This is a genomic window from Halopseudomonas sp. (genome assembly GCF_041579695.1).
Lineage (GTDB): Bacteria > Pseudomonadota > Gammaproteobacteria > Pseudomonadales > Pseudomonadaceae > Halopseudomonas.
Window position 1 is genome coordinate 1 of sequence record NZ_JBFGFI010000061.1, and the last position, 18,979, is coordinate 18,979.

General features: G+C 59.7%; 15 protein-coding genes. 8 read left to right on the forward strand and 7 right to left on the reverse strand.

Annotated features, from left to right (window positions below):
- Both ABYA88_RS11620 and ettA read right to left on the reverse strand, forming a co-directional pair.
- Positions 1–985: Glu/Leu/Phe/Val dehydrogenase dimerization domain-containing protein (locus tag ABYA88_RS11620; protein WP_373187448.1), on the reverse strand; the 985-nt coding region annotated here is incomplete at its 3' end.
- Between the two features lie 169 nt (positions 986–1,154).
- Positions 1,155–2,819: an energy-dependent translational throttle protein EttA gene (ettA, locus tag ABYA88_RS11625; RefSeq protein WP_373187449.1), complete on the reverse strand. Its 1,665-nt coding sequence runs from the start codon at positions 2,817–2,819 to the stop codon at positions 1,155–1,157.
- A gap of 193 nt (positions 2,820–3,012) precedes the next feature.
- Between ettA and ABYA88_RS11630 the strand changes: the two genes are divergently transcribed.
- From ABYA88_RS11630 to ABYA88_RS11645, 4 genes are all read left to right on the forward strand, one after another.
- On the forward strand, positions 3,013–6,879 hold the full coding sequence (locus ABYA88_RS11630; protein WP_373187450.1) for an EAL domain-containing protein: 3,867 nt from the start codon (positions 3,013–3,015) through the stop codon (positions 6,877–6,879).
- A 121-nt stretch (positions 6,880–7,000) separates the two neighbouring features.
- On the forward strand, positions 7,001–8,257 hold the full coding sequence (glyA, locus tag ABYA88_RS11635) for a serine hydroxymethyltransferase (protein ID WP_373187451.1): 1,257 nt from the start codon (positions 7,001–7,003) through the stop codon (positions 8,255–8,257).
- A gap of 303 nt (positions 8,258–8,560) precedes the next feature.
- On the forward strand, positions 8,561–8,893 hold the full coding sequence (locus ABYA88_RS11640) for a hypothetical protein (RefSeq protein ID WP_373187452.1): 333 nt from the start codon (positions 8,561–8,563) through the stop codon (positions 8,891–8,893).
- Positions 8,894–8,914: 21 nt separating this feature from the next.
- The gene (locus tag ABYA88_RS11645; RefSeq protein ID WP_373187453.1) at positions 8,915–9,208 is read left to right on the forward strand and encodes a hypothetical protein; all 294 of its coding nucleotides are present in this window, start codon (positions 8,915–8,917) and stop codon (positions 9,206–9,208) included.
- A 40-nt stretch (positions 9,209–9,248) separates the two neighbouring features.
- Here ABYA88_RS11645 and mqo read toward each other — a convergent pair whose 3' ends face one another.
- Complete coding sequence (gene mqo, locus ABYA88_RS11650; protein ID WP_373187454.1) at positions 9,249–10,730, reverse strand: malate dehydrogenase (quinone); 1,482 nt, start codon at positions 10,728–10,730, stop codon at positions 9,249–9,251.
- 213 nt (positions 10,731–10,943) lie between these two features.
- On the opposite strand from mqo, the gene thiO reads away from it, so the two are divergent.
- Positions 10,944–12,047 carry a glycine oxidase ThiO gene (gene thiO, locus ABYA88_RS11655; RefSeq protein WP_373187465.1) on the forward strand — a complete coding sequence of 368 codons (1,104 nt, stop codon included), beginning with the start codon at positions 10,944–10,946 and terminating at the stop codon, positions 12,045–12,047.
- Position 12,048: 1 nt separating this feature from the next.
- Here the strand turns inward: thiO and ABYA88_RS11660 are convergent, their stop codons facing one another.
- The 4 genes from ABYA88_RS11660 to ABYA88_RS11675 all read right to left on the reverse strand — a co-directional run bounded on the left by ABYA88_RS11660 (position 12,049) and on the right by ABYA88_RS11675 (position 16,338).
- Complete coding sequence (locus ABYA88_RS11660; RefSeq protein WP_373187456.1) at positions 12,049–13,407, reverse strand: sigma-54-dependent transcriptional regulator; 1,359 nt, start codon at positions 13,405–13,407, stop codon at positions 12,049–12,051.
- A 33-nt stretch (positions 13,408–13,440) separates the two neighbouring features.
- On the reverse strand, positions 13,441–15,021 hold the full coding sequence (locus ABYA88_RS11665) for a PAS domain-containing sensor histidine kinase (protein ID WP_373187457.1): 1,581 nt from the start codon (positions 15,019–15,021) through the stop codon (positions 13,441–13,443).
- Positions 15,014–15,250: a PP0621 family protein gene (locus tag ABYA88_RS11670; RefSeq protein WP_373187458.1), complete on the reverse strand. Its 237-nt coding sequence runs from the start codon at positions 15,248–15,250 to the stop codon at positions 15,014–15,016. Before ABYA88_RS11670 ends, ABYA88_RS11665 begins: the two co-directional genes overlap by 8 nt.
- Positions 15,251–15,345: 95 nt before the next feature.
- On the reverse strand, positions 15,346–16,338 hold the full coding sequence (locus tag ABYA88_RS11675) for an outer membrane protein assembly factor BamD (protein WP_373187459.1): 993 nt from the start codon (positions 16,336–16,338) through the stop codon (positions 15,346–15,348).
- A gap of 195 nt (positions 16,339–16,533) precedes the next feature.
- Between ABYA88_RS11675 and rluD the strand changes: the two genes are divergently transcribed.
- The 3 genes from rluD to ABYA88_RS11690 form a co-directional block, all read left to right on the forward strand.
- Positions 16,534–17,493: a 23S rRNA pseudouridine(1911/1915/1917) synthase RluD gene (gene rluD / locus ABYA88_RS11680; protein WP_373187460.1), complete on the forward strand. Its 960-nt coding sequence runs from the start codon at positions 16,534–16,536 to the stop codon at positions 17,491–17,493.
- On the forward strand, positions 17,490–18,218 hold the full coding sequence (gene pgeF / locus ABYA88_RS11685) for a peptidoglycan editing factor PgeF (RefSeq protein WP_373187461.1): 729 nt from the start codon (positions 17,490–17,492) through the stop codon (positions 18,216–18,218). The genes rluD and pgeF overlap by 4 nt, the downstream gene beginning before the upstream one ends.
- A 161-nt stretch (positions 18,219–18,379) precedes the next feature.
- Positions 18,380–18,979: Clp protease N-terminal domain-containing protein (locus ABYA88_RS11690; protein ID WP_373187463.1), on the forward strand; the 600-nt coding region annotated here is incomplete at its 3' end.

Below are 18,979 nucleotides of genomic sequence, written 5' to 3' on the forward strand. Positions count from 1 at the left end.
CGTCTGCGTTCAGCTCGTTCTGCGTTGCGCAGGGGATGGCAATATCGCACTCCAGGTGCCAGGGGGTGCAACCCTTGAGAAAGCGCAGGCCGGATTGCTGATCAAGCTCCTCGAGGCTGCGGTGTCCGTCATTTTTCAGGTGGAGCACCGCCTGCCACTGTTCGGCTGTCAGGCCGTCGGGGCTGTGTAGCGTGCCGTTTGAATCGGACATCGATATCACGATACCGCCCAGTTGCAGCAGTTTGCACACCACATGCTGCGCCACGTTGCCGGCCCCGGAGACCGCGATACGCTGGCCTTCTATGCCGGCCCCCCGGGTCTTGAGCATCTCCTGGGTAAAATAGACTACCCCATAGCCGGTCGCCTCGGTGCGGAACAGACTGCCGCCGTAACTCTGACCCTTGCCGGTCATGGCCGGGGTATTGCGATTGGTCATCCGGCGATACTGGCCGTACATATAACCGATCTCCCGCGGGCCGACGCCGATGTCGCCGGCCGGCACATCCAGGTCTTCGCCAATATGCCGGGACAATTCCGTCATGAAGGCCTGACAGAAACGCATGACTTCGCCATCGCTCTTGCCCTTGGGATCGAAGTCGGCGCCGCCCTTGCCGCCACCTAGCGGCAGCGTGGTCAGGGCATTCTTGAATACCTGTTCGAAGGCGAGAAATTTCAGTACACCCAGATCGCACGAGGGATGAAAGCGCAGGCCGCCCTTGTAGGGACCGATGGCGCTGTTCATCTGCACCCGGTAACCGCGGTTGACCTGGACTTCCCCCGCATCGTCGACCCAGGGTACCCGGAAAATGATTGTGCGCTCGGGTTCGACCAGGCGGTCGATAATGCCGTTATCAAAATACTGTGGGGTGGCCTCCAGTAAAGGCCAGATACTGGTAAGAACTTCCTCCACGGCTTGGTGGAACTCGGGCTGATCGGCATCGCGCTGCTTGATCTTTGCCAGATAATCGCTCAGGGAATGAGTCATGCTTGCCTCAAGGACGTTTTCGATGTTGAAACTCTAGCAGAGGGCACTCAGCCTGGCGGGCAGGAAAATAACTGGCAACACAAAGGATGGCAGGGGTAAAACGGAAACGGCCCGCCGAAGCGGGCCGTTCAGGGAGCTGCCTGTATGTTCAGGCAGAGGCAAGAATGTATCAGGCCAGTTTCTTGTAGCGCACCCGGTGTGGCTGCGCTGCTGCCTCACCCAGACGCTTCCTGCGGTCGGCTTCGAACTCAGTGTAGTTGCCCTCGAAGAAGCTTACCTTGCCCTCGTCCTCATAGGAGAGGATGTGGGTAGCGATACGGTCGAGAAACCAGCGATCGTGGGAAATCACGATGGCCGAGCCGGGGAAGTCGAGCAACGCCTCTTCCAGAGCGCGCAGGGTTTCCACGTCGAGATCGTTGGAGGGTTCGTCTAGCAGCAGGACGTTGGCGCCTTTTTTCAGCGTCAACGCCATGTGCAGACGGCCGCGCTCACCGCCGGACAGATCCTTGACGAATTTTTGCTGGTCGGCGCCCTTGAAGTTGAAGCGCCCGACGTAACCACGCGATGGTACCTCGTAGTTGCCGACCTTGATCATGTCGAAACCGTCGGACACCTGCTCCCAGACGGTTTTCTTGCCGTCCAGTTCATCACGGCTCTGATCGACACTGGCGATCTCGACCGTTTCCCCGATGTCGATATCGCCGCTGTCGGGCTGCTCTTTACCGGTGATCATCCGAAACAGCGTGGATTTGCCCGCGCCGTTGCCGCCGATTACCCCGATGATCGCACCCTTGGGCACCGCAAAGCTCAGGTCGTCGATCAGTACCCGATCGCCATAGCCTTTGCTGACGTGGTTGAACTCGATGACCTTATCGCCCAGCCGCGGACCGGCGGGGATGTAGATCTCGTTGGTTTCGCTGCGCTTCTGGAATTCCTGTGACTGCAGTTCCTCGAAACGCTGCATGCGCGCCTTGGACTTGGACTGACGGCCCTTGGCACCCTGACGAACCCATTCCAGCTCGGCCTTCATTGCCTTGGCATGTGAGGACTCCTGCTTGGACTCCTGGGCCAGGCGCACGGCCTTGGATTCAAGCCACTGCGAATAGTTGCCCTCAAAGGGAATGCCATGGCCACGGTCAAGTTCCAGAATCCAGCCAGCCACGTTGTCGAGGAAGTAGCGATCGTGCGTAACCGCCACCACAGTGCCGGAGAAGTTGTGCAGGAACTGCTCGAGCCAGGCCACGGAATCGGCGTCAAGGTGGTTGGTCGGCTCGTCGAGCAGAAGCATGTCCGGTGCGGAAAGCAATAGCCGGCACAGCGCAACGCGGCGCTTCTCGCCGCCGGAAAGATGCTCGATTTTCGCGTCCCACGGCGGCAGGCGCAGCGCGTCGGCGGCGACTTCCAGCTGGCGGTCCAGATTGTGACCGTCGCCGGCCTGCAGCACCGCCTCAAGCTTCGCCTGCTCGGCGGCAAGGGCGTCGAAATCTGCATCCGGCTCGGCATAGGCCGCATAGACCTCGTCCAGGCGCGCCTGTGCGTCCTTGATTTCGCTGACGGCCTCCTCGACTATCTCGCGCACGGTTTTAGCCGGATCGACTTCCGGTTCCTGCGGCAGGTAACCGATCTTGATGCCGGGCATCGGACGGGCTTCGCCCTCGATCTCGGTATCCACGCCTGCCATAATGCGCAACAGGGTGGACTTGCCGGAGCCGTTGAGACCCAGAACGCCGATTTTGGCGCCTGGAAAAAAGGACAGCGAAATATCCTTGAGGATACGGTTCTTCGGCGGAACGACTTTGCCGACCCGGTGCATGCTGTAAACGAATTGAGCCATGGTGCGCAAACCTGAATTAGAAGGGTGGATCGGTGTTGCCTCGCAAAGGCCCTGTGGGGGCTGCGAAATTGCCCGCAAGGCTAGCCCAACTGGGCTTTCAGGGCAAATCTGCATGGTCAGCGGACGTCGCTTGTGGCAGCGGTGTCTGTGATAGCATAATTTACAAACACACTGTTGCGAAAAGTTGAGCAATTTGAACGAAAATAATGACAAAGACGACCTCGCGGCGTTTACCCCGGCACCCCCTCCAGGAACTCGTGACAGTCTGCCGGTAGCGGCCGGACTGCTGCTCGTTGCGGTCTCCGGCGTTCTGCTGGCGGTTCTGATGGTCTGGCAGTCCTGGCAGGATTTTCGACTACTGCGTCAGCAGCATCAGGTGCAGGTGGAGGAATCTGTCTGGCTGACCGCTTCCCAGATCGGTTTGAATCTGGAGGTCAAATCCGTTGCCATCGGCGAATTGCTTGATCGTCTTTATCTGACTGCGCCTGTCGAGGCGCTGGACGCCGCTGCGAGATTGTTACCCGGGCTGCGCGGCATCAAGCAGGTGTCCCTGATGCGCCCGGCTGCGGATAGCAATGGCCCTCCCTGGATGCCTGCCGTGCGTGGGTTGAATATAAGTGGACACTCTTTTGCGCTTGATTCGAATGTCGAGCGCGGCGTGCTTTACTGGGTTATCGCCAGCAAGCGACCTGAAGACTTCTGGGTCATCGAGGTGGAGGACCGGGAGATCTCGGCACTGGTCAGCGCGCAACCGGCCCAGGGTTATAGCTGGTTGCTGGAGGACGCCGGGCACGCCCGGGTGCTGGCTCGCCAGAAGGGAGAACATCTGGTGTATCTGGACAACAAGCCGATGACCGCAAATGAGCGCGCGCAGGTTGTTGTCAGTGCGCCGGTGGAGGGCAGTCTCTGGCAGGTGCGCGGTCTGGTCGAACCGGGTTATTACATGCTGCGTCTGGGGCAGGTCATACGGATCAAGGCAATACTGGTCATCGGCTTCATATTCATCCTCCTGCTCGTGGTCTGGACCATAGCGCGGATGCGCCGGGCCAACCGCGCCTTGCTGGCACGCAACCAGGCTTCGTTCCTGCATGTGGAGAATACCGAACGGCGCTATCAGGACATCTTCCAGGGTGTCGGCATGGCGCTGTGTCAGTTGGATCTGGCACCTTTGCGAGCCTGGCTGTTGCGCGAAGGCATCTACAATCAGGCCACGCTGGATGCATGGCTGGACGCCAACCCGGAGCGGCATAAGGAAGTATTCGGCAACGTGAAGGTGGTAGATGCCAACCAGATTGCGCTCGATCTGATTGGTCAGGATTCGGTCGAGGGCTTGGAGTGCGTGCTTCATCGCGATGAAAGGATCCGCAAAGAGTCAGCCCGTTACAAAGTCATCCTGGCTGTGGTGACCCGAACCCCGCGTCTGGAGTTCGAAACACCACTGTTGGTGCCTTCGGGTAAGGTGCGCCATGCCTGGCTCATAATGCGGTTACCCGAAAACGCCGAGGATTATCACGCGGTGACGGTCAGCCTGAGCGATATCAGTGCCCGGCGTCAGGTCGAGCTGTCGATGATCGAGCGCGAACGCTATTGGGCGGGCGTGGTCAAGGCTGTCCCGGATATCGTGTTCATCAAGGATATGCAGCGCCAGAAGTTCGTTTACAGCAACCGTTCGTTGGCGCAGCTGCTCGGCTATGACGACGCCGACGAAAGAGTGCTCGATACCCACTACCGGGATCGGTTGCTCCACCCCGACGACGTTGAGTTGATGCGAGTGAATCGCAATCTGCAGCAGGTACTGACCGACGACTCGATCCAGGAGACGCGCCTGCGCTGGCGGCATGCCGACGGAACCTGGCGATGGCACAGCCTGCGGGTCAAAGTGCTTTCCCGCCTGCCTGACGGAATGATACGACAGATTATCGGGGTGGTTCGCGATGTCCATCAGCAAACGATTGCCACACAGCAACTGAAGACCAGCGAGCAACGCTACCGGTTGCTGGCCGAAAATATCAGCGATGTAATCTGGGCGACGGACACCAGCTTCTGTCTCGACTACATCAGTCCGTCCGTCACGCGCATGCTCGGCTATCGTCCGGAAGAGCTGCTCGATAAAGGGTTCAGCCATGTTGTCGCGGGTGCCGGGTATACCCGATTCGTCAGCTCGGTCATGCGTGAACTGACGCCCCGGCTGGGGGATCCGGTTCAGGCGGCCAGGTTGCGGTCGGACGGTTATCACCGCCAGACCACGGTGGACTGCATCAGGGCCGACGGTCACAAGTGCCCGACTGAAGTGCGTTTGTCTCTGATGTGGGATGGCGAGAATCGTTTTCTCGGTCTGTTGGGTATTGCACGTGATATTACCGAGCAGCGCCGCACCGAAAACCGGCTGCGCATGGCGGCCACGGTATTCGAGAACACCACCGGGGCCATCCTGGTGATGGACCCGGCCGGTTATGTAGTGCAGGTCAATGAGAACTTCATCCAGATTACCGGCTACAGCGCCAAGGATATTATCGATCAGCGGCCGGCGATGCTGAGCTCGGGCGTGCATGGCCAGCATTTCTACCCTGACCTTCTCAAAATCTTACGCGAGCAGGGCCGCTGGGAGGGGGAGTTCTGGATGCGGCGCAGAAATGGCGAGGACTTTCCCTCCTGGGCCGGCATTACCGCAGTGCATGATAACGAGGGCGATCTGGTCAGCTATGTCTGCTTCTTTGTCGATATCAGCGAGCGCAAGGCCAGCGAAGCCCGGATTGAAACCCTTGCCTATTACGATGCGCTGACCGGTTTGCCCAACCGCACGTTGTTCCAGGACCGGATAAAAACCGCATTACAACTCGCTGAGCGGCGCGGTGAATGGGTTGTGGTGCTGTTCCTGGATCTGGACCGCTTCAAGCCAATCAACGATACCCTCGGGCATGCTGCTGGCGATGTCATGCTCAAGGAGGTCGCGCGCCGGCTCAGCGACTGCGTGCGTGACAGCGATACCGTAGCGCGCATGGGCGGTGACGAGTTCACCATTCTGTTGCCGGCCCTGGCTGATCGGGAAAAGACCATGGCCGCCGCTATCCACGTGGCCGAGAAGATTCTGGCCGTCCTCGCACCGGCTTTCGTACTGCAGGACCGTGAGTTTTTCATCAGTGCAAGTATCGGTCTGGCACTGTATCCGCAGGATGGTGCCGAGCCCAATGCGTTGCTGAAGAATGCCGATACCGCGATGTATCACGCCAAGTCGATCGGCAAGGACACCTTCCAGTTCTATCAGGCGGAGATGAATGCGCGAGCGCTGGAACGCGTAAGCCTGGAGAGTGACCTGCGGCACGCGTTACAGGATGAATTGCTGGAGCTCCATTACCAGCCGCAGTTTGATTGCATCAGTGGACGGCTGACCGGCGCCGAAGCCTTGCTGCGCTGGCACCATCCTTCGCGTGGTGCGATCTCGCCTGCTGTCTTCGTGCCCATCGCCGAAGAAATTGGCCTGATAGGCGCGCTCGGCGATTGGGTCATGGATCGTGCCTGTCGCCAGATGGCTGCCTGGCGTGACGCCGGGCATCCGTTGCCGCGTCTTTCCATCAATCTCTCCGCCCGTCAGTTCGCCGACGGCCAGCTCGCATCGCAGGTGGGCAATGTGCTCCAACGGTACGCCGTGGATCCGGCCACAATCGAACTGGAGCTGACGGAAAGTGTACTGCTGCAGGATGTGCAAGAGACCATGCAGATGCTGGCGGCACTCAAAACGCTCGGCGTAGACATCGCAGTGGATGATTTCGGTACGGGTTATTCGTCGCTGAATTACCTCAAGGACTTTCCGATCGATACATTGAAGATTGACCGCTCTTTCATTCAGGCCATGCACGACGCTAGTCGCGACACGCTTCTTGCCCAGGCAATCGTTGCCATGGGTCGAAGCCTTCAGCTGCGGGTGATTGCCGAAGGCGTCGAGACGCGCGAGCAACTGGCCTTGCTGGTCGGGTTCCAGTGTGACGAGGCGCAGGGCTTTTTGCTTGGTCGACCGATGCCGGCCGCGGATCTGGAAGCGCAATTTCTACACCTGTCCTGATAGCGCTCGTATCATGCTTGAAACGATTTTGTTGCCGGCTTGAGTGCATTTCATGTGCCAGAGCCGGCCGCATGAGTTAAAATGCTGCCCTTATTTGATCGTCCTTGCAGGGGGCTGTGCCATGTTTAGCCGTTCCACCGATATCGCTACCTTCGATCCCGAGCTCTGGGCTGCCATGCAGCATGAGGTTGTGCGCCAGGAAGACCACATCGAGCTGATCGCTTCCGAAAACTACACCAGCCCCGCGGTGATGCAGGCTCAAGGCTCCGTGCTGACCAACAAGTATGCCGAAGGCTATCCGGGCAAGCGCTACTACGGTGGCTGTGAGTACGTGGATATTGCCGAGAAGCTGGCGATCGATCGCGCCAAGGAACTGTTCGGCGCCGATTACGCCAACGTTCAGCCGCATGCCGGTTCGCAGGCTAACAGCGCGGTGTTTCAGGCTCTGCTGACCCCGGGCGATACTATATTGGGCATGAGCCTGGCCCATGGCGGCCACCTGACCCACGGCGCCACGGTGAATTTCTCTGGCAAGCACTACAATGCAGTGCAGTACGGCATCAACACCGACACAGGCCTGATCGATTACGACGAGGTCGAGGCACTCGCAGTCGAGCACAAGCCGAAAATGATCATCGCCGGCTTCTCGGCCTATTCACAGGTGCTGGATTTCGCCCGCTTCCGTGCCATCGCCGACAAGGTAGGAGCCTATCTGTTCGTCGACATGGCGCACGTTGCCGGTCTGGTCGCCGCTGGCGTATATCCCAATCCGGTGCCTTTCGCCGATGTGGTTACCACCACGACGCACAAGACCCTGCGTGGCCCGCGTGGCGGTCTGATTCTGGCCCGTGCTAACGAAGCGCTGGAGAAAAAGCTCAATTCAGCGGTATTCCCCGGTGGTCAGGGCGGTCCGTTGATGCACGTTATTGCCGCCAAGGCTATCTGCTTCAAGGAAGCCATGAGCCCCGAGTTCAAGACCTACCAGCAACAGGTCGTGAAGAATGCCAAGGCCATGGCGGGTGTGTTTATGGATCGTGGCTTTGACGTGATCTCCGGGGGCACTGAGAACCACCTGTTTCTGCTGTCGCTGATCAAGCAGGACATTACCGGCAAGGACGCTGATGCCGCTCTTGGGCGCGCTCATATCACCGTGAACAAGAACGCGGTGCCCAACGATCCGCGCTCGCCGTTTGTCACCTCGGGTCTGCGTATCGGCACGCCGGCTGTGACTACCCGCGGCTTCAATGAAGCGAATTGTCGCGAGTTAGCGGGCTGGATTTGTGATGTCCTCGAAAACATCAATGATGAAAGCGTCATCGAGCGGGTCAGTGGTCAGGTCAAGACTATCTGCAGTCGCTTGCCGGTTTACGGCGACTGATAGATATCGTGTCTTGTGAAAAAGCCCCCGGGTCTGAGATTCCGGGGGCTTTTTTGTGGGCATTGATGCAGGCGTTTGATTGGTAATCGATGGCGAAATATTGGCGTTTGTTTTTTGGCGTATTTTGCTACCATTTCGTGCGAGCTAAGGGTGGTCTGCAGCTCATAGATATTCAGGCGGTGAGGTGGATCAATGCAACTGCTAATGGCGCTGATGTTATCCATGCTGCTTGGGGGTGGCGCCGCCTTTGCCCAAACTGAAACAGCCGGACCCAAGTAGAAGCCGCTAGTCAGGGTTGGCATCATGATGTTTCCAGGCTTCAGTGAACTGAGCGAGGAGGGTGAGGCGGTTGGCAAGACGGTTACCCTGACACGTATGCTGCTGGAGCAGGCAGGTTACCGCGCAAATATCCGCATCATGCCGGCAGCGCGTATCTGGCGCGGGCATGAAAGTGGTCAGGTGCATCTCTGGCCGGGGATTCTGAATAAACCGGACCTGGAAAATCACACGTTGCTGACTGAGCGGGATCTGGGCCAGGTGGGTATCAATCTGTACTACCGGCCGACCGAACCCGCTCCAGTGTCACCTGAGGGGTTGGCCGGAAAACGTCTGATCCTGATAACCAATTACACCTAAATACAATCACTGCTCGAGACGTTGCGTGATCCTGCGCTGGGGCTGGAACACGTCACCAGTATTTCGCATATCGGTGCGCTACAGATGTTACTCAAGGGTCGGGGTGATTATCTTCTGGACTATCGGGTGCAGGTCGACGCGGCTGCGCAGGAATTGGGCATCGAGCCGTTGCCGTCATTGCAACTGGCAGAGCAGCCAATGCGCCTGGTGCTGTCCCTGCGTTCGGGCTTTGCGCCAAAGCTTAAAGCAGATCTGGATCGTGCCTTTGATGAGCTGGCATCGCGGGGAGTCGAGCTTGATGTGAGGCGCCAATAAGCCTCTGGTGCCGCTACCCGGAGGCAGCGGCACCAGAGGATCAGCGCAGTTTCAGCGTGCTCAGCGTCCTTGCACGCACCTGCTTGAGCAAGTCCGCATCGCTGATCAGCGACTGACCATAGGACGGCACCAGCTCCTTCATGCGGGCCTGCCATTCGGGGCTGGCAAGGCGATCCTTGAAACAGCGCTCAAGCACATTGATCATTGCCTGAACTGCGGTCGACGCTCCCGGAGAAGCTCCCAGCAGGGCTGCGAGCGTGCCGTCCTTGGCAGCAACGATCTCGGTGCCGAATTCCAGCTTGCCGTGGCCCTTGGCGTCCTTCTTGATGATCTGCACCCGCATGCCGGCATTCTGCAGCTTCCAGTCGGCCTCGCTGGCCTGCGGGAAGAAGTTGCGCAGTGACTCGACCCGGTCCTTGTGCGACTGGAACGATTCGGCAATCAGGTAGCGGGTCAGGTCCATGTTGTCCCGGCCAACCGCCATCATCGGTGCCACGTTGTAGCGCTTGACCGAGGAGAACAGGTCAAAGACCGAGCCTTTCTTGAGAAACTTGGTAGTGAAGCCGGCGAAGGGGCCGAACAGCAAAGCCGGCTCGCCATTGATTATCCGGGTATCGAGGTGCGGCACCGACATCGGTGGTGCGCCGACCGGTGCCTTACCGTACACCTTGGAACTGTGCTGCTTGACGATTTCGGGTTTTCTGCAGACCAACCATTGACCGCTGACCGGGAAGCCGCCGTAACCCTGGCTTTCATCAATGTGGGACTTTTGCAGCAGCGGCAATGAACCGCCGCCCGCACCAAGGAATACGAACTTGGCATTGAGGGTTTTCTCTTCGCCGGTATTCTCGTCCTCCAGCTCCACGCGCCAGTGTCCGCGCTTGCTCTTCTTCAAGCTCTGCACGGAATGCTTGAGCAACAGATCGAAATTGTCGGTGTCTTTCAGATGGTTGATCATGCTGCGCGTGAGCGAGCCAAAATCAACGTCCGAGCCATGGTCGACGCGTGTCGCGGCGAAGGTCTGGTCGGCCCTGCGCTTTTGCATTATCAGCGGCATCCACTCGCTGATTTCCTCAGACTTGTCGCTGAATTTCATTTCCGCGAACAGGTGGTGGGCGCTGAGCAGTTTGTGCCTTTTGCGCAGGTACGCCACATCCTTCTCGCCCCAGACAAAGCTCTGGTGCGCTGTGGTGTTGATGAAGCTCGATGGCTTGGGCAGAAGCCCCTGTTCGACCAGGTAGGACCAGAACTGCAGGGTCACCTCGAAGGACGCATTGATGTCCAGAGCCCGGTTGATGCTGATGTTGCCATCCTGGTCTTCAGGGGTGTAGTTCAGCTCACAATAACCGGCATGGCCGGTGCCCGCGTTGTTCCAGCCATCCGTGCTTTCGTGGGCTACATGGTCCAGGCGCTCGACCAGGGTAATGGTCATTGCCGGATCCAGCTGTTTGAGCAACATTCCCAGCGTGGCGCTCATGACGCCACCTCCGACCAGCAATACGTCTACGTTCGTTGCTGTCATTAACATGCCGCCTCATACTTGAAATCAGAGGCAATAGTACCGTTTTATCGAGGCGAGTAACACATGAGTGCAGTAGTCAAAAGTCTCAGAAGCGCTTTCGGTAACACCTTGTGAGAAAAGATTCCTTGTTGTACATCATGGCTGCTATCGGGCCCCTGGTTTATGCTGGCCAGCCTGTTATCGGCAGTTGCGAACGGGCAGACCGGAGAGAAGATTATGCAGCAGGTGGTGGTTGTGGGGGGCGGCGTCATGGGCTGCATGACGGCGCTGGAATTACTGCAGCGCGGTCGCCATGTGTGCCTGATCGAGCGCCGTAGTACCGGCCAGGAAGCGTCATGGGCTGGCGGCGGTATCGTTACCCCTTTGTATCCGTGGCGTTACAGCCAACCGATCAGCGCGCTGGCCGAATGGTCGCAAAGCCATTACCCGGCACTGTGCGGTCAGTTGCAGGAGCATACCGGGATTGATCCGCAATTCAGCGAATGTGGTCTTATCTGGCTCGATCACGCCGAGCAGGATGCGGCGCTGCGCTGGGCGGATGAACAACGCAAGCCGATCGTGGCGGTCGAGCGCGAGTTCCTTTACCAGCAAGTGCCGGTACTGGCCCCGGGCTTTACCCGGGGAATGTGGCAGGCGGGCCTGGCAAATGTCCGCAACCCACGACTGATGGCGGCCCTGAAAGAACGGCTTCTGCAGTTTCCCGGCTTCACCCTGCGGGAAAATACGCCGGTCAGCCGCTTGAAAATCGAGGGCGACAAGGTGAAAGGTGTTATCCATGCCGACGGAGTGCAGGATGCCGATGCTGTGGTGCTGGCGGCGGGGGCATGGACAGGGGACTGGCTGGGAGATATGGGGCTGGACCTGCCGGTGGCGCCGGTAAAAGGCCAGATGCTGCTCTACAAGGCCGCGCCAGGCTGGTTGCCGAGTATGGTGTTGCATGAGAGCCGATACGCCATTCCGCGTCGCGACGGACATATCCTGATAGGCAGCACGCTCGAGCATGTGGGCTACGACACGACAACAACCGCGCAAGCTCTGGATTCGCTGAGCGATTCGGCGCATGCGCTATTACCGCAGCTGTCCGGTATGCAGCCGGTAGCGCACTGGGCCGGGCTGCGGCCCGGCTCGCCTGACGGCGTGCCATTCATCGGCGCGGTACCGGGAGTCGATGGTCTGTGGCTCAATACCGGACATTTTCGTAATGGTCTGGTTCTGGCACCCGCTTCCTGCCGCCTGCTCGCTGATTTGATGACTGCTGCCGGGCCGGAGATTGATCCGGCGCCCTACCAGCTCCAAGGTCGGATCTCGCCGCGCTGAGTCAGTCGTCCAGGCCGAGCTTTTTCAGCCGATAGCGCAGCGAGCGGAAGGTCAGACCCAGGCGTTTCGCTGCCGCGGTCTTGTTCCAGCGCGACTCCTCGAGTGCCTGGGTGATCGCGGTGCGTTCGATATTGTCCAGATAATCCTCCAGCGAACCGATTTCGCCCAGTGACGGGGCCAACTGATTCGGGTTGGCGGTGGGGCAGGCAGAAATATGGATATCGTCGGTTTCTATTACCTGCCCTTCACTCAGGGTGAACGCGCGTTCGAGGATGTTTTCCAGCTCCCGCACGTTGCCCGGGAAGCGGTAGCTGGCCAGCCGTTCCATGGTGTGCGCGCCGATTTCCGGAACAGGCATCTGGTTGCGCCTGGCGAGACGGGCCAGGATGTGCTGCGTGAGTAGCGGAATGTCTTCGTGGCGTTCACGCAGCGGAGGGACGCTCAGCTCGATTACATTGATGCGGTAGAACAGGTCCTGGCGAAACCGACCCTCGGTGACCTCTGCTGCCAGGTCCTTGTGAGTGGCGCACAGTAAGCGGACATCAACTGCCTCTTCCTGCTGTGTACCCAAGGGTCTGACCGCCTTCTCCTGGATCGCGCGCAGCAGTTTTACCTGCATGGACATGGGTAGATCAGCTACCTCGTCGAGAAATAGCGTGCCGCCCGCGGCCGCCTGAAACAGCCCCGGCTTGTCAGCGACCGCGCCGGTAAAGCTGCCCTTGCGGTGGCCGAAGAACTCGCTTTCCATGAGTTCCGAGGGGATCGCGCCACAGTTGACGGGAACGAAGGGTGCCTGCGAACGTGCACTCAAGGCGTGGATGCGCCGGGCCACGAGCTCCTTGCCGCTGCCGGATTCGCCGCTGATATACAGCGGTGCCTGGCTGCGCGCGAGTTTGGCTATGCGTTTGCGCAGCTGCTCTATCGGCGGTGAGATGCCCAGGATCGGATCAGGCAGGTCGTCGGAGAGCGCAGGCTCCTGCACCTGGGTAAGCCGCAACGCGCTGCTGACCAGTTCACGCAGGCGCTGCAGATCCACAGGCTTGGTAAGAAAGTCGAATGCGCCGGCTTTCAACGCGCTGATGGCGGTGTCCAGGCTGCCATACGCAGTGATCATTGCGACCGGTATCTGTGGATGGTTCTGCTGAATATGTCGCACGATTGTCAGTCCGTCGCCATCGGGCAGACGCATGTCGGTCAGGCACAGGTCGAAACGCTTCTGTGCCAGTAGCTCCATTGCCTGCGCCATGGTGCTCGCGCTGCAGGTTTTGACTTGCATGCGCTGCAGCGTCAGATCCAGCAGTTCGAGGATGTCTGGTTCATCGTCAATGATCAGCGCCAGCGGCCTTGATGTCTGTGGCATTGTTTAGATTCGCCTTCCAGGGTCCATGGCCGATTATACGAGCCGTTTGGGGTGCGCGAAGATTATTCGCATGCAGCTGCCGCGCGGGAGCATCGGCTCATATTCGAGCCGGGCCTGATTGCTTTCACACAGCTCCCGCGAAATATACAGGCCCAGTCCGGTGCCTTTGGCATCCGTCGTGAAGAACGGCTCGAAGATGTGTGGCAGGTGCTCTTCGGCAACCCCCTGGCCGTGATCGATGACCTCGAGGGTCGGCAGTTCCGAGTCCGTCTGAATGAACAGGCGAAGCCAGATGGTCCGCTCCTGGCCAGCCTCGCCGCTGTAGCGCAGCGCGTTGCGACACAGATTGTCCAGCACCTGGCTCAACTGGCTGGGGTCGATGCGGGTCTGGATGGCACGATCGGCAATTTCCAGTTCCAGGTTATCGCTTTCAGACCCGCTGACTGAGAAATCGGCGACGAATTGCTGGAGCCAGAGCCCGAGGTCGACCAGTTGCGGCTCGCTGGGCCGGCGGCGCGACAACTCGAGCACGGTCTCAATCACCTTGTTCATGCGCTGCGAGTGTTGCTGGATGATCTCGCTGAGCCGGCGATCCGGCGCAGGCAGGTCCTGGGACTCGCTGAGAAGCTGCGCAGCGTGGCTGATGGCGCCGAGCGGATTGCGAATCTCATGGGCGATGCTGGCAGTCAGGCGGCCCAGTGAGGCCAGTTTCATCTGCTGCGCCTGCTGAGCTACCTGGGTGTTGTCGTCCAGAAACACCAGCACGGTCTCTTCGCTGTCGGTGGCCAGCGGCTTGAAGTTGGCCATGATTTCGGTGCCACCGCTGTGGTTGTGAAAGGGCATGGGCCTGACTGATGGCATTTCTTCCCATTGCCGCAGGCGGTGAGCAAGTCCTACGGCCAGTTCTTCGATGTCCATACCGCGGATGATCGGCTTGCCGAGCATCTGCGCCGCAGCTTCATTGGCCTGCAGAACCTTGTGCCGGGTGCCGACGACAATGATGCCGGTACGCATCCGCTGGATAATCAGTTGATTGACCCTTTCCAGGCTGGCCAGGCTCGCGGCCTGTTGCTGGGCGAGGCTTTCGGATTGGCGCAGACGTCGACTGAGCCGCTGGACCCAGAGAGCGACGGCGAAATAGATGCAACCGAGCACCCCGACCTGCAGGTAGCCCTGGCTTACGCCGGGATGGGAGAGGGTGAGGAAGAACGTCAGATAGATGATTGCCAGGCTGGCCAGTGCGGCAAGCAGCAGCCCGACCCGCCCGTGCAGCAGAATATTACCTATGGCTACAGGTACGATCAGCAGGTTGCCGAAGCCGCTGCCGGCGCCGCCGGCGGCGTAGAAGATGATCCCCAGTAGAAAGATGTCCAGCAGGGAGATCACGAACAGGTGCAGATCGCGGCGGCCTTTGTGAAACAGCACCGCGATCAGCACATTGACCAGCAGGTAGAACCAGCTGGCTATTTCATAGGCTTGGGGGTTGCTCAGCTGCAGCAACCCGTCGCGTGCAGCCGTGCTGGTCAGCAGTGCCAGGCAGAAGCCGAGGACGACCCGGTACAGGTTGTAGAGTCGAAGTATCCGTGGGCGCTGGGAATCTGCCGGTTCAGTCATGGCCGTCCGCGTCGCGGTGCTCGGCGCAGCAATACCAGTACTGATCACTGCGTAATGCCTTGTTCTCGGGTATGTGCACCCGGCATTGCTGGCAACGGACCATTGCTCTGGGGGCATTGTCCGTGGCGGCGGCGTTGCTGCGTCCGCTTCTTTTCGCCTGCAGTCGGCGCCACAGGCTCAGCCCGGCAAACACCACTACAGCGAGTACCAGCAGTTTGATCAGGCCCACGGTCACGCCCCCTGGCAAAGATGAGGGGCTAGTGTAGCCCAACCGGGTCCGCGGCCAAAGCCTTGCGAGTCAGTGCCCGCGCGTCAAAGGGGGTATCAGTCAAACAGGCCAAAGGTCATGCGGCTCCAGATCGAGCGGCCTTCCTCTTCCGGTCTGGCTGGAGCACGTATTTCCCGTGGCAGCGCGTCACGCGCTTCAAGATACTTTTGCTCCATCTCACGCTCCATCTGTGTGCCGGCATCACGCGACGGCGGCGTCATGACCTTGCCCAGCAGGTCGCCGGCCATGGCATTGAACATGCCACGTTCGCGTTCGGCTGGTTCCACATGGTGGCGGAAGGTGTCGCCATCCAGGCTTGGATGTTCCGGATAGTTGGTGCGCAACACCTTCAGTGAGGTTTCTGCCAGCTCGGGCATGGCCATCCGCTGGTAGGATTCGACCATCAATGCCAGGCCATCGGCGACTGCCGGTGTCTGCTGGAAGTTTTCCACCACATAACGACCGCGGTTGGCCGCGGCTACGTTGGCGCCGCGCTTGAGGTAATAGTGCCCAACGTTCACGTCGTAGGCCGCCAGCAGGTTGCGCAGGTAGACCATCCGCAGCCGGGCGTCTTCGGCGTAACGGCTTTCGGGGTAACGGCTGATCAGCTGGGCGAACTCGTTGAAGGAGTCGCGTGCTGCGCCGGGATCGCGGCGGGTCATGTCCAGCGGCAGGAAGCGCTCGAATATGCCGCGATCACGGGTGAAGGACGTCATCCCGCGCATGTAATAGGCATAGTCCACGTTGGGATGCTGGGGGTGCAGCCGGATAAACCGATCGGCTGAAGATTTGGCCGCTTCCGGCTCCAGGTTCTCATAGTAGGCATAGATCAGTTCCAGCTGGGCCTGCTGGGCGAAACGGCCGAACGGATAGCGTGATTCCAGCGCGCGCAGCTTTTCGACCGCAGCGCCGTAACTGTTGGCGTCCAGATCCTGCTGAGCCAGCAGATACAGCTCGGATTCGCTAAGGGATTCGTCCAGCACCTGATTGGACGCGCAGGCCGAGAGAAGCGCGAGCAGACCGATCAGCAGAAAGTGTTTCATCGACATATGTGATACCCGGATGGACGACCATGCGCTGTTGCCGGAACAGCCGTCCTGTTATAGTTGGGACTTGTTTTCAGGTATCCGGCTGCGCCGGTAGGTACCTTCGAAGAAGCCGTATTTAACCACAGCGCATCGCCGAAGCCAAAACAGGTTTGCGTCGCTGCTACAGCGCCCGGTGCGCCCTCCAGTGAGTTCTGAATGTCCGATCGTATCTGCATGACCGCTCTCGTTGCCCCCGAAAGTGGTGGTCAGCGCCTAGACCAGGTAGCCGCCCAGCTGTTTCCCGATTTTTCCCGCTCGCGCCTGCAGAGCTGGATCAAGGAGGGTTGCCTGACCGTTGACGGCCGGCACGTCCGCCCGCGTGACACCGTTTACGGCGGTGAAAAACTGGTGCTGGACGCCGAGCGGGAGGTCCAGGGCGACTGGCAGCCTGAAGCGATCGAGCTGGATGTGCGCTATGAAGACCAGTCGCTGATAGTTATCAACAAGCCAGCGGGCCTGGTCGTACACCCGGCTGCAGGCCATCAGGACGGCACGCTGCTTAATGCATTGCTGCACCATGCGCCCGAGCTGGCCAAGGTGCCAAGGGCAGGCATAGTGCACCGGCTGGACAAGGACACCACAGGCCTCATGGTGGTAGCCAAGACACTCGAAGCGCAGACGGACCTGGTGGCGCAATTGCAGGCGCGATCGGTCACCCGTGAATACGAGGCAGTGGTGGTGGGCGTGATGACCGCTGGTGGCAAGGTTGACGAGCCGATTGCCCGGCACGGTACCAACCGGCAGAAAATGGCCGTAATGGTCGGCGGCAAGCAGGCAGTCAGTCATTACCGGGTAATCAGCCGTTTCCGTGCGCACACGCATGTGCGGGTCAAGCTGGAGACCGGGCGCACCCACCAGATCCGGGTGCACATGAGCTACATCCACTTTCCGCTGATTGGCGATCAGACCTACGGCGGTCGCATGCGCATCCCGGCGGGAGCTACCCCGGAGCTGCTCGAGACGCTGCGCGGCTTTCCGCGTCAGGCGCTGCATGCCCGGCGCCTGGAGTTGCAGCATCCCGATGATGGCCGGACGATGAGCTGGGAAGTGCCCCTGCCGGAAGATATGCGTCATCTGCTGGCATTGCTGCGCGAAGACGGTGAACTGGAAGAATGAGTTTCGAGGCGATGCAGGCTCAGTGGCCGGCCCCGCAAACCGTTCGGACCTGCATTACCAAACGTCGTGGTGGCTGCAGCCAGGGCCAATGGAAAGGTTTCAATCTGGGCGATCATGTGGGCGACGACCCGGCGCATGTAGCGGCCAATCGCGCCGAGCTGCAGCGCTCGCTGGGTTGCGCGCCGGCCTGGTTGCAGCAGGTGCATGGCACGGAGGTAGTGCACGCTGACCCCACACGTGTGCTGGAGGCGGACGCTGCCTGGACCGGCCAGTCGGGCATTGCCTGTACCGTTATGACTGCAGACTGTCTGCCAGTGCTTTTCTGCAATCGCGCCGGAACTCGTGTTGCAGCAGCGCATGCCGGCTGGCGCGGGCTGCTTGCCGGCGTGCTGGAGAATACCGTGCAGGCGATGGAAGATATGCCGGAGAACCTGATCGCCTGGCTGGGACCGGCCATTGGCCCGCAGGCATTTGAAGTGGGAAAGGAGGTATTCGACGCTTTTGTGGGCGCTGATCCGCGCACGCGTGATGCCTTTGTACCTGCTCTGCGGCCGGATCATTATCTGGCCGATATCTATCGCCTGGCCCGGCTGAGGCTGGAGGGCTGTGGCGTGGGACTGGTGTGCGGGGCCGAGCACTGTACGGTCAATGACCCGACCCATTTCTATTCCTACCGCCGCGATGGCCAGACCGGTCGCTTTGCTTCACTTATCTGGCTGGAGTAACCGCTCCTGGAGTCCGATTCGACGAGAAAATGACAAAAAATTGACTCTGATCAAGGTTTGATACCTTGAACCGCCGGCCATCGCCCTTATCTAAGGTCCATACTCAGTGAAACTCCGCTGCACGACATTGCCGGCAGCTTCCAGTACAGGATGGATACGTTATGCGAATCGACCGTTTTACCAGCAAATTGCAGATGGCTCTGTCTGACGCCCAGTCCCTGGCTGTCGGGCGCGACAATCCGCAAATTGAACCCCTACACCTGATGCTTGCGCTGCTGGACCAGCAGCAGGGCTCGATCAAGCCGCTGCTGCGTCAGGTCGGCTTTGACACTAATGCATTGCGCAACGCGCTGGATGAGGCGCTCGACAAGCTGGCGACCGTGAGCAACCCGACCGGCGACATCAACCTGTCGCAGGATATGGCACGTCTGTTCAATCAGGCCGACCGCCTGGCCCAGCAACGTAACGATCAGTTTATTTCCAGCGAACTGGTACTGCTCGCTGCGATGGAAAGCAACACCACTCTGGGCAAGATCCTGCTCGATCAGGGCGTTTCCAAGAAAGCGCTTGAGAACGCGATCAGCAATCTGCGTGGTGGCGAGTCGGTCAACGATCCGAACGCCGAGGAGTCGCGCCAGGCGCTGGACAAATATACCGTTGATCTGACTGCCAAGGCCGAAGAAGGCAAGCTCGATCCGGTGATCGGCCGCGACGACGAGATCCGCCGGACCATCCAGGTGCTGCAGCGGCGGACCAAGAAC

Excerpts from the sequence above, each read along its gene's own strand:
- glyA (WP_373187451.1), top strand. The coding sequence starts at position 7,001 with ATGTTTAGCCGTTCCACCGATATCGCTACCTTCGATCCCGAGCTCTGG.
- mqo (WP_373187454.1), bottom strand. The coding sequence starts at position 10,730 with ATGACAGCAACGAACGTAGACGTATTGCTGGTCGGAGGTGGCGTCATG.
- ABYA88_RS11660 (WP_373187456.1), bottom strand. The coding sequence starts at position 13,407 with ATGCCACAGACATCAAGGCCGCTGGCGCTGATCATTGACGATGAACCA.
- pgeF (WP_373187461.1), top strand. The coding sequence starts at position 17,490 with ATGAGTTTCGAGGCGATGCAGGCTCAGTGGCCGGCCCCGCAAACCGTT.
- ABYA88_RS11640 (WP_373187452.1), top strand. The coding sequence starts at position 8,561 with ATGATGTTTCCAGGCTTCAGTGAACTGAGCGAGGAGGGTGAGGCGGTT.
- rluD (WP_373187460.1), top strand. The coding sequence starts at position 16,534 with ATGTCCGATCGTATCTGCATGACCGCTCTCGTTGCCCCCGAAAGTGGT.
- ABYA88_RS11665 (WP_373187457.1), bottom strand. The coding sequence starts at position 15,021 with ATGACTGAACCGGCAGATTCCCAGCGCCCACGGATACTTCGACTCTAC.
- ABYA88_RS11675 (WP_373187459.1), bottom strand. The coding sequence starts at position 16,338 with ATGTCGATGAAACACTTTCTGCTGATCGGTCTGCTCGCGCTTCTCTCG.
- ettA (WP_373187449.1), bottom strand. The coding sequence starts at position 2,819 with ATGGCTCAATTCGTTTACAGCATGCACCGGGTCGGCAAAGTCGTTCCG.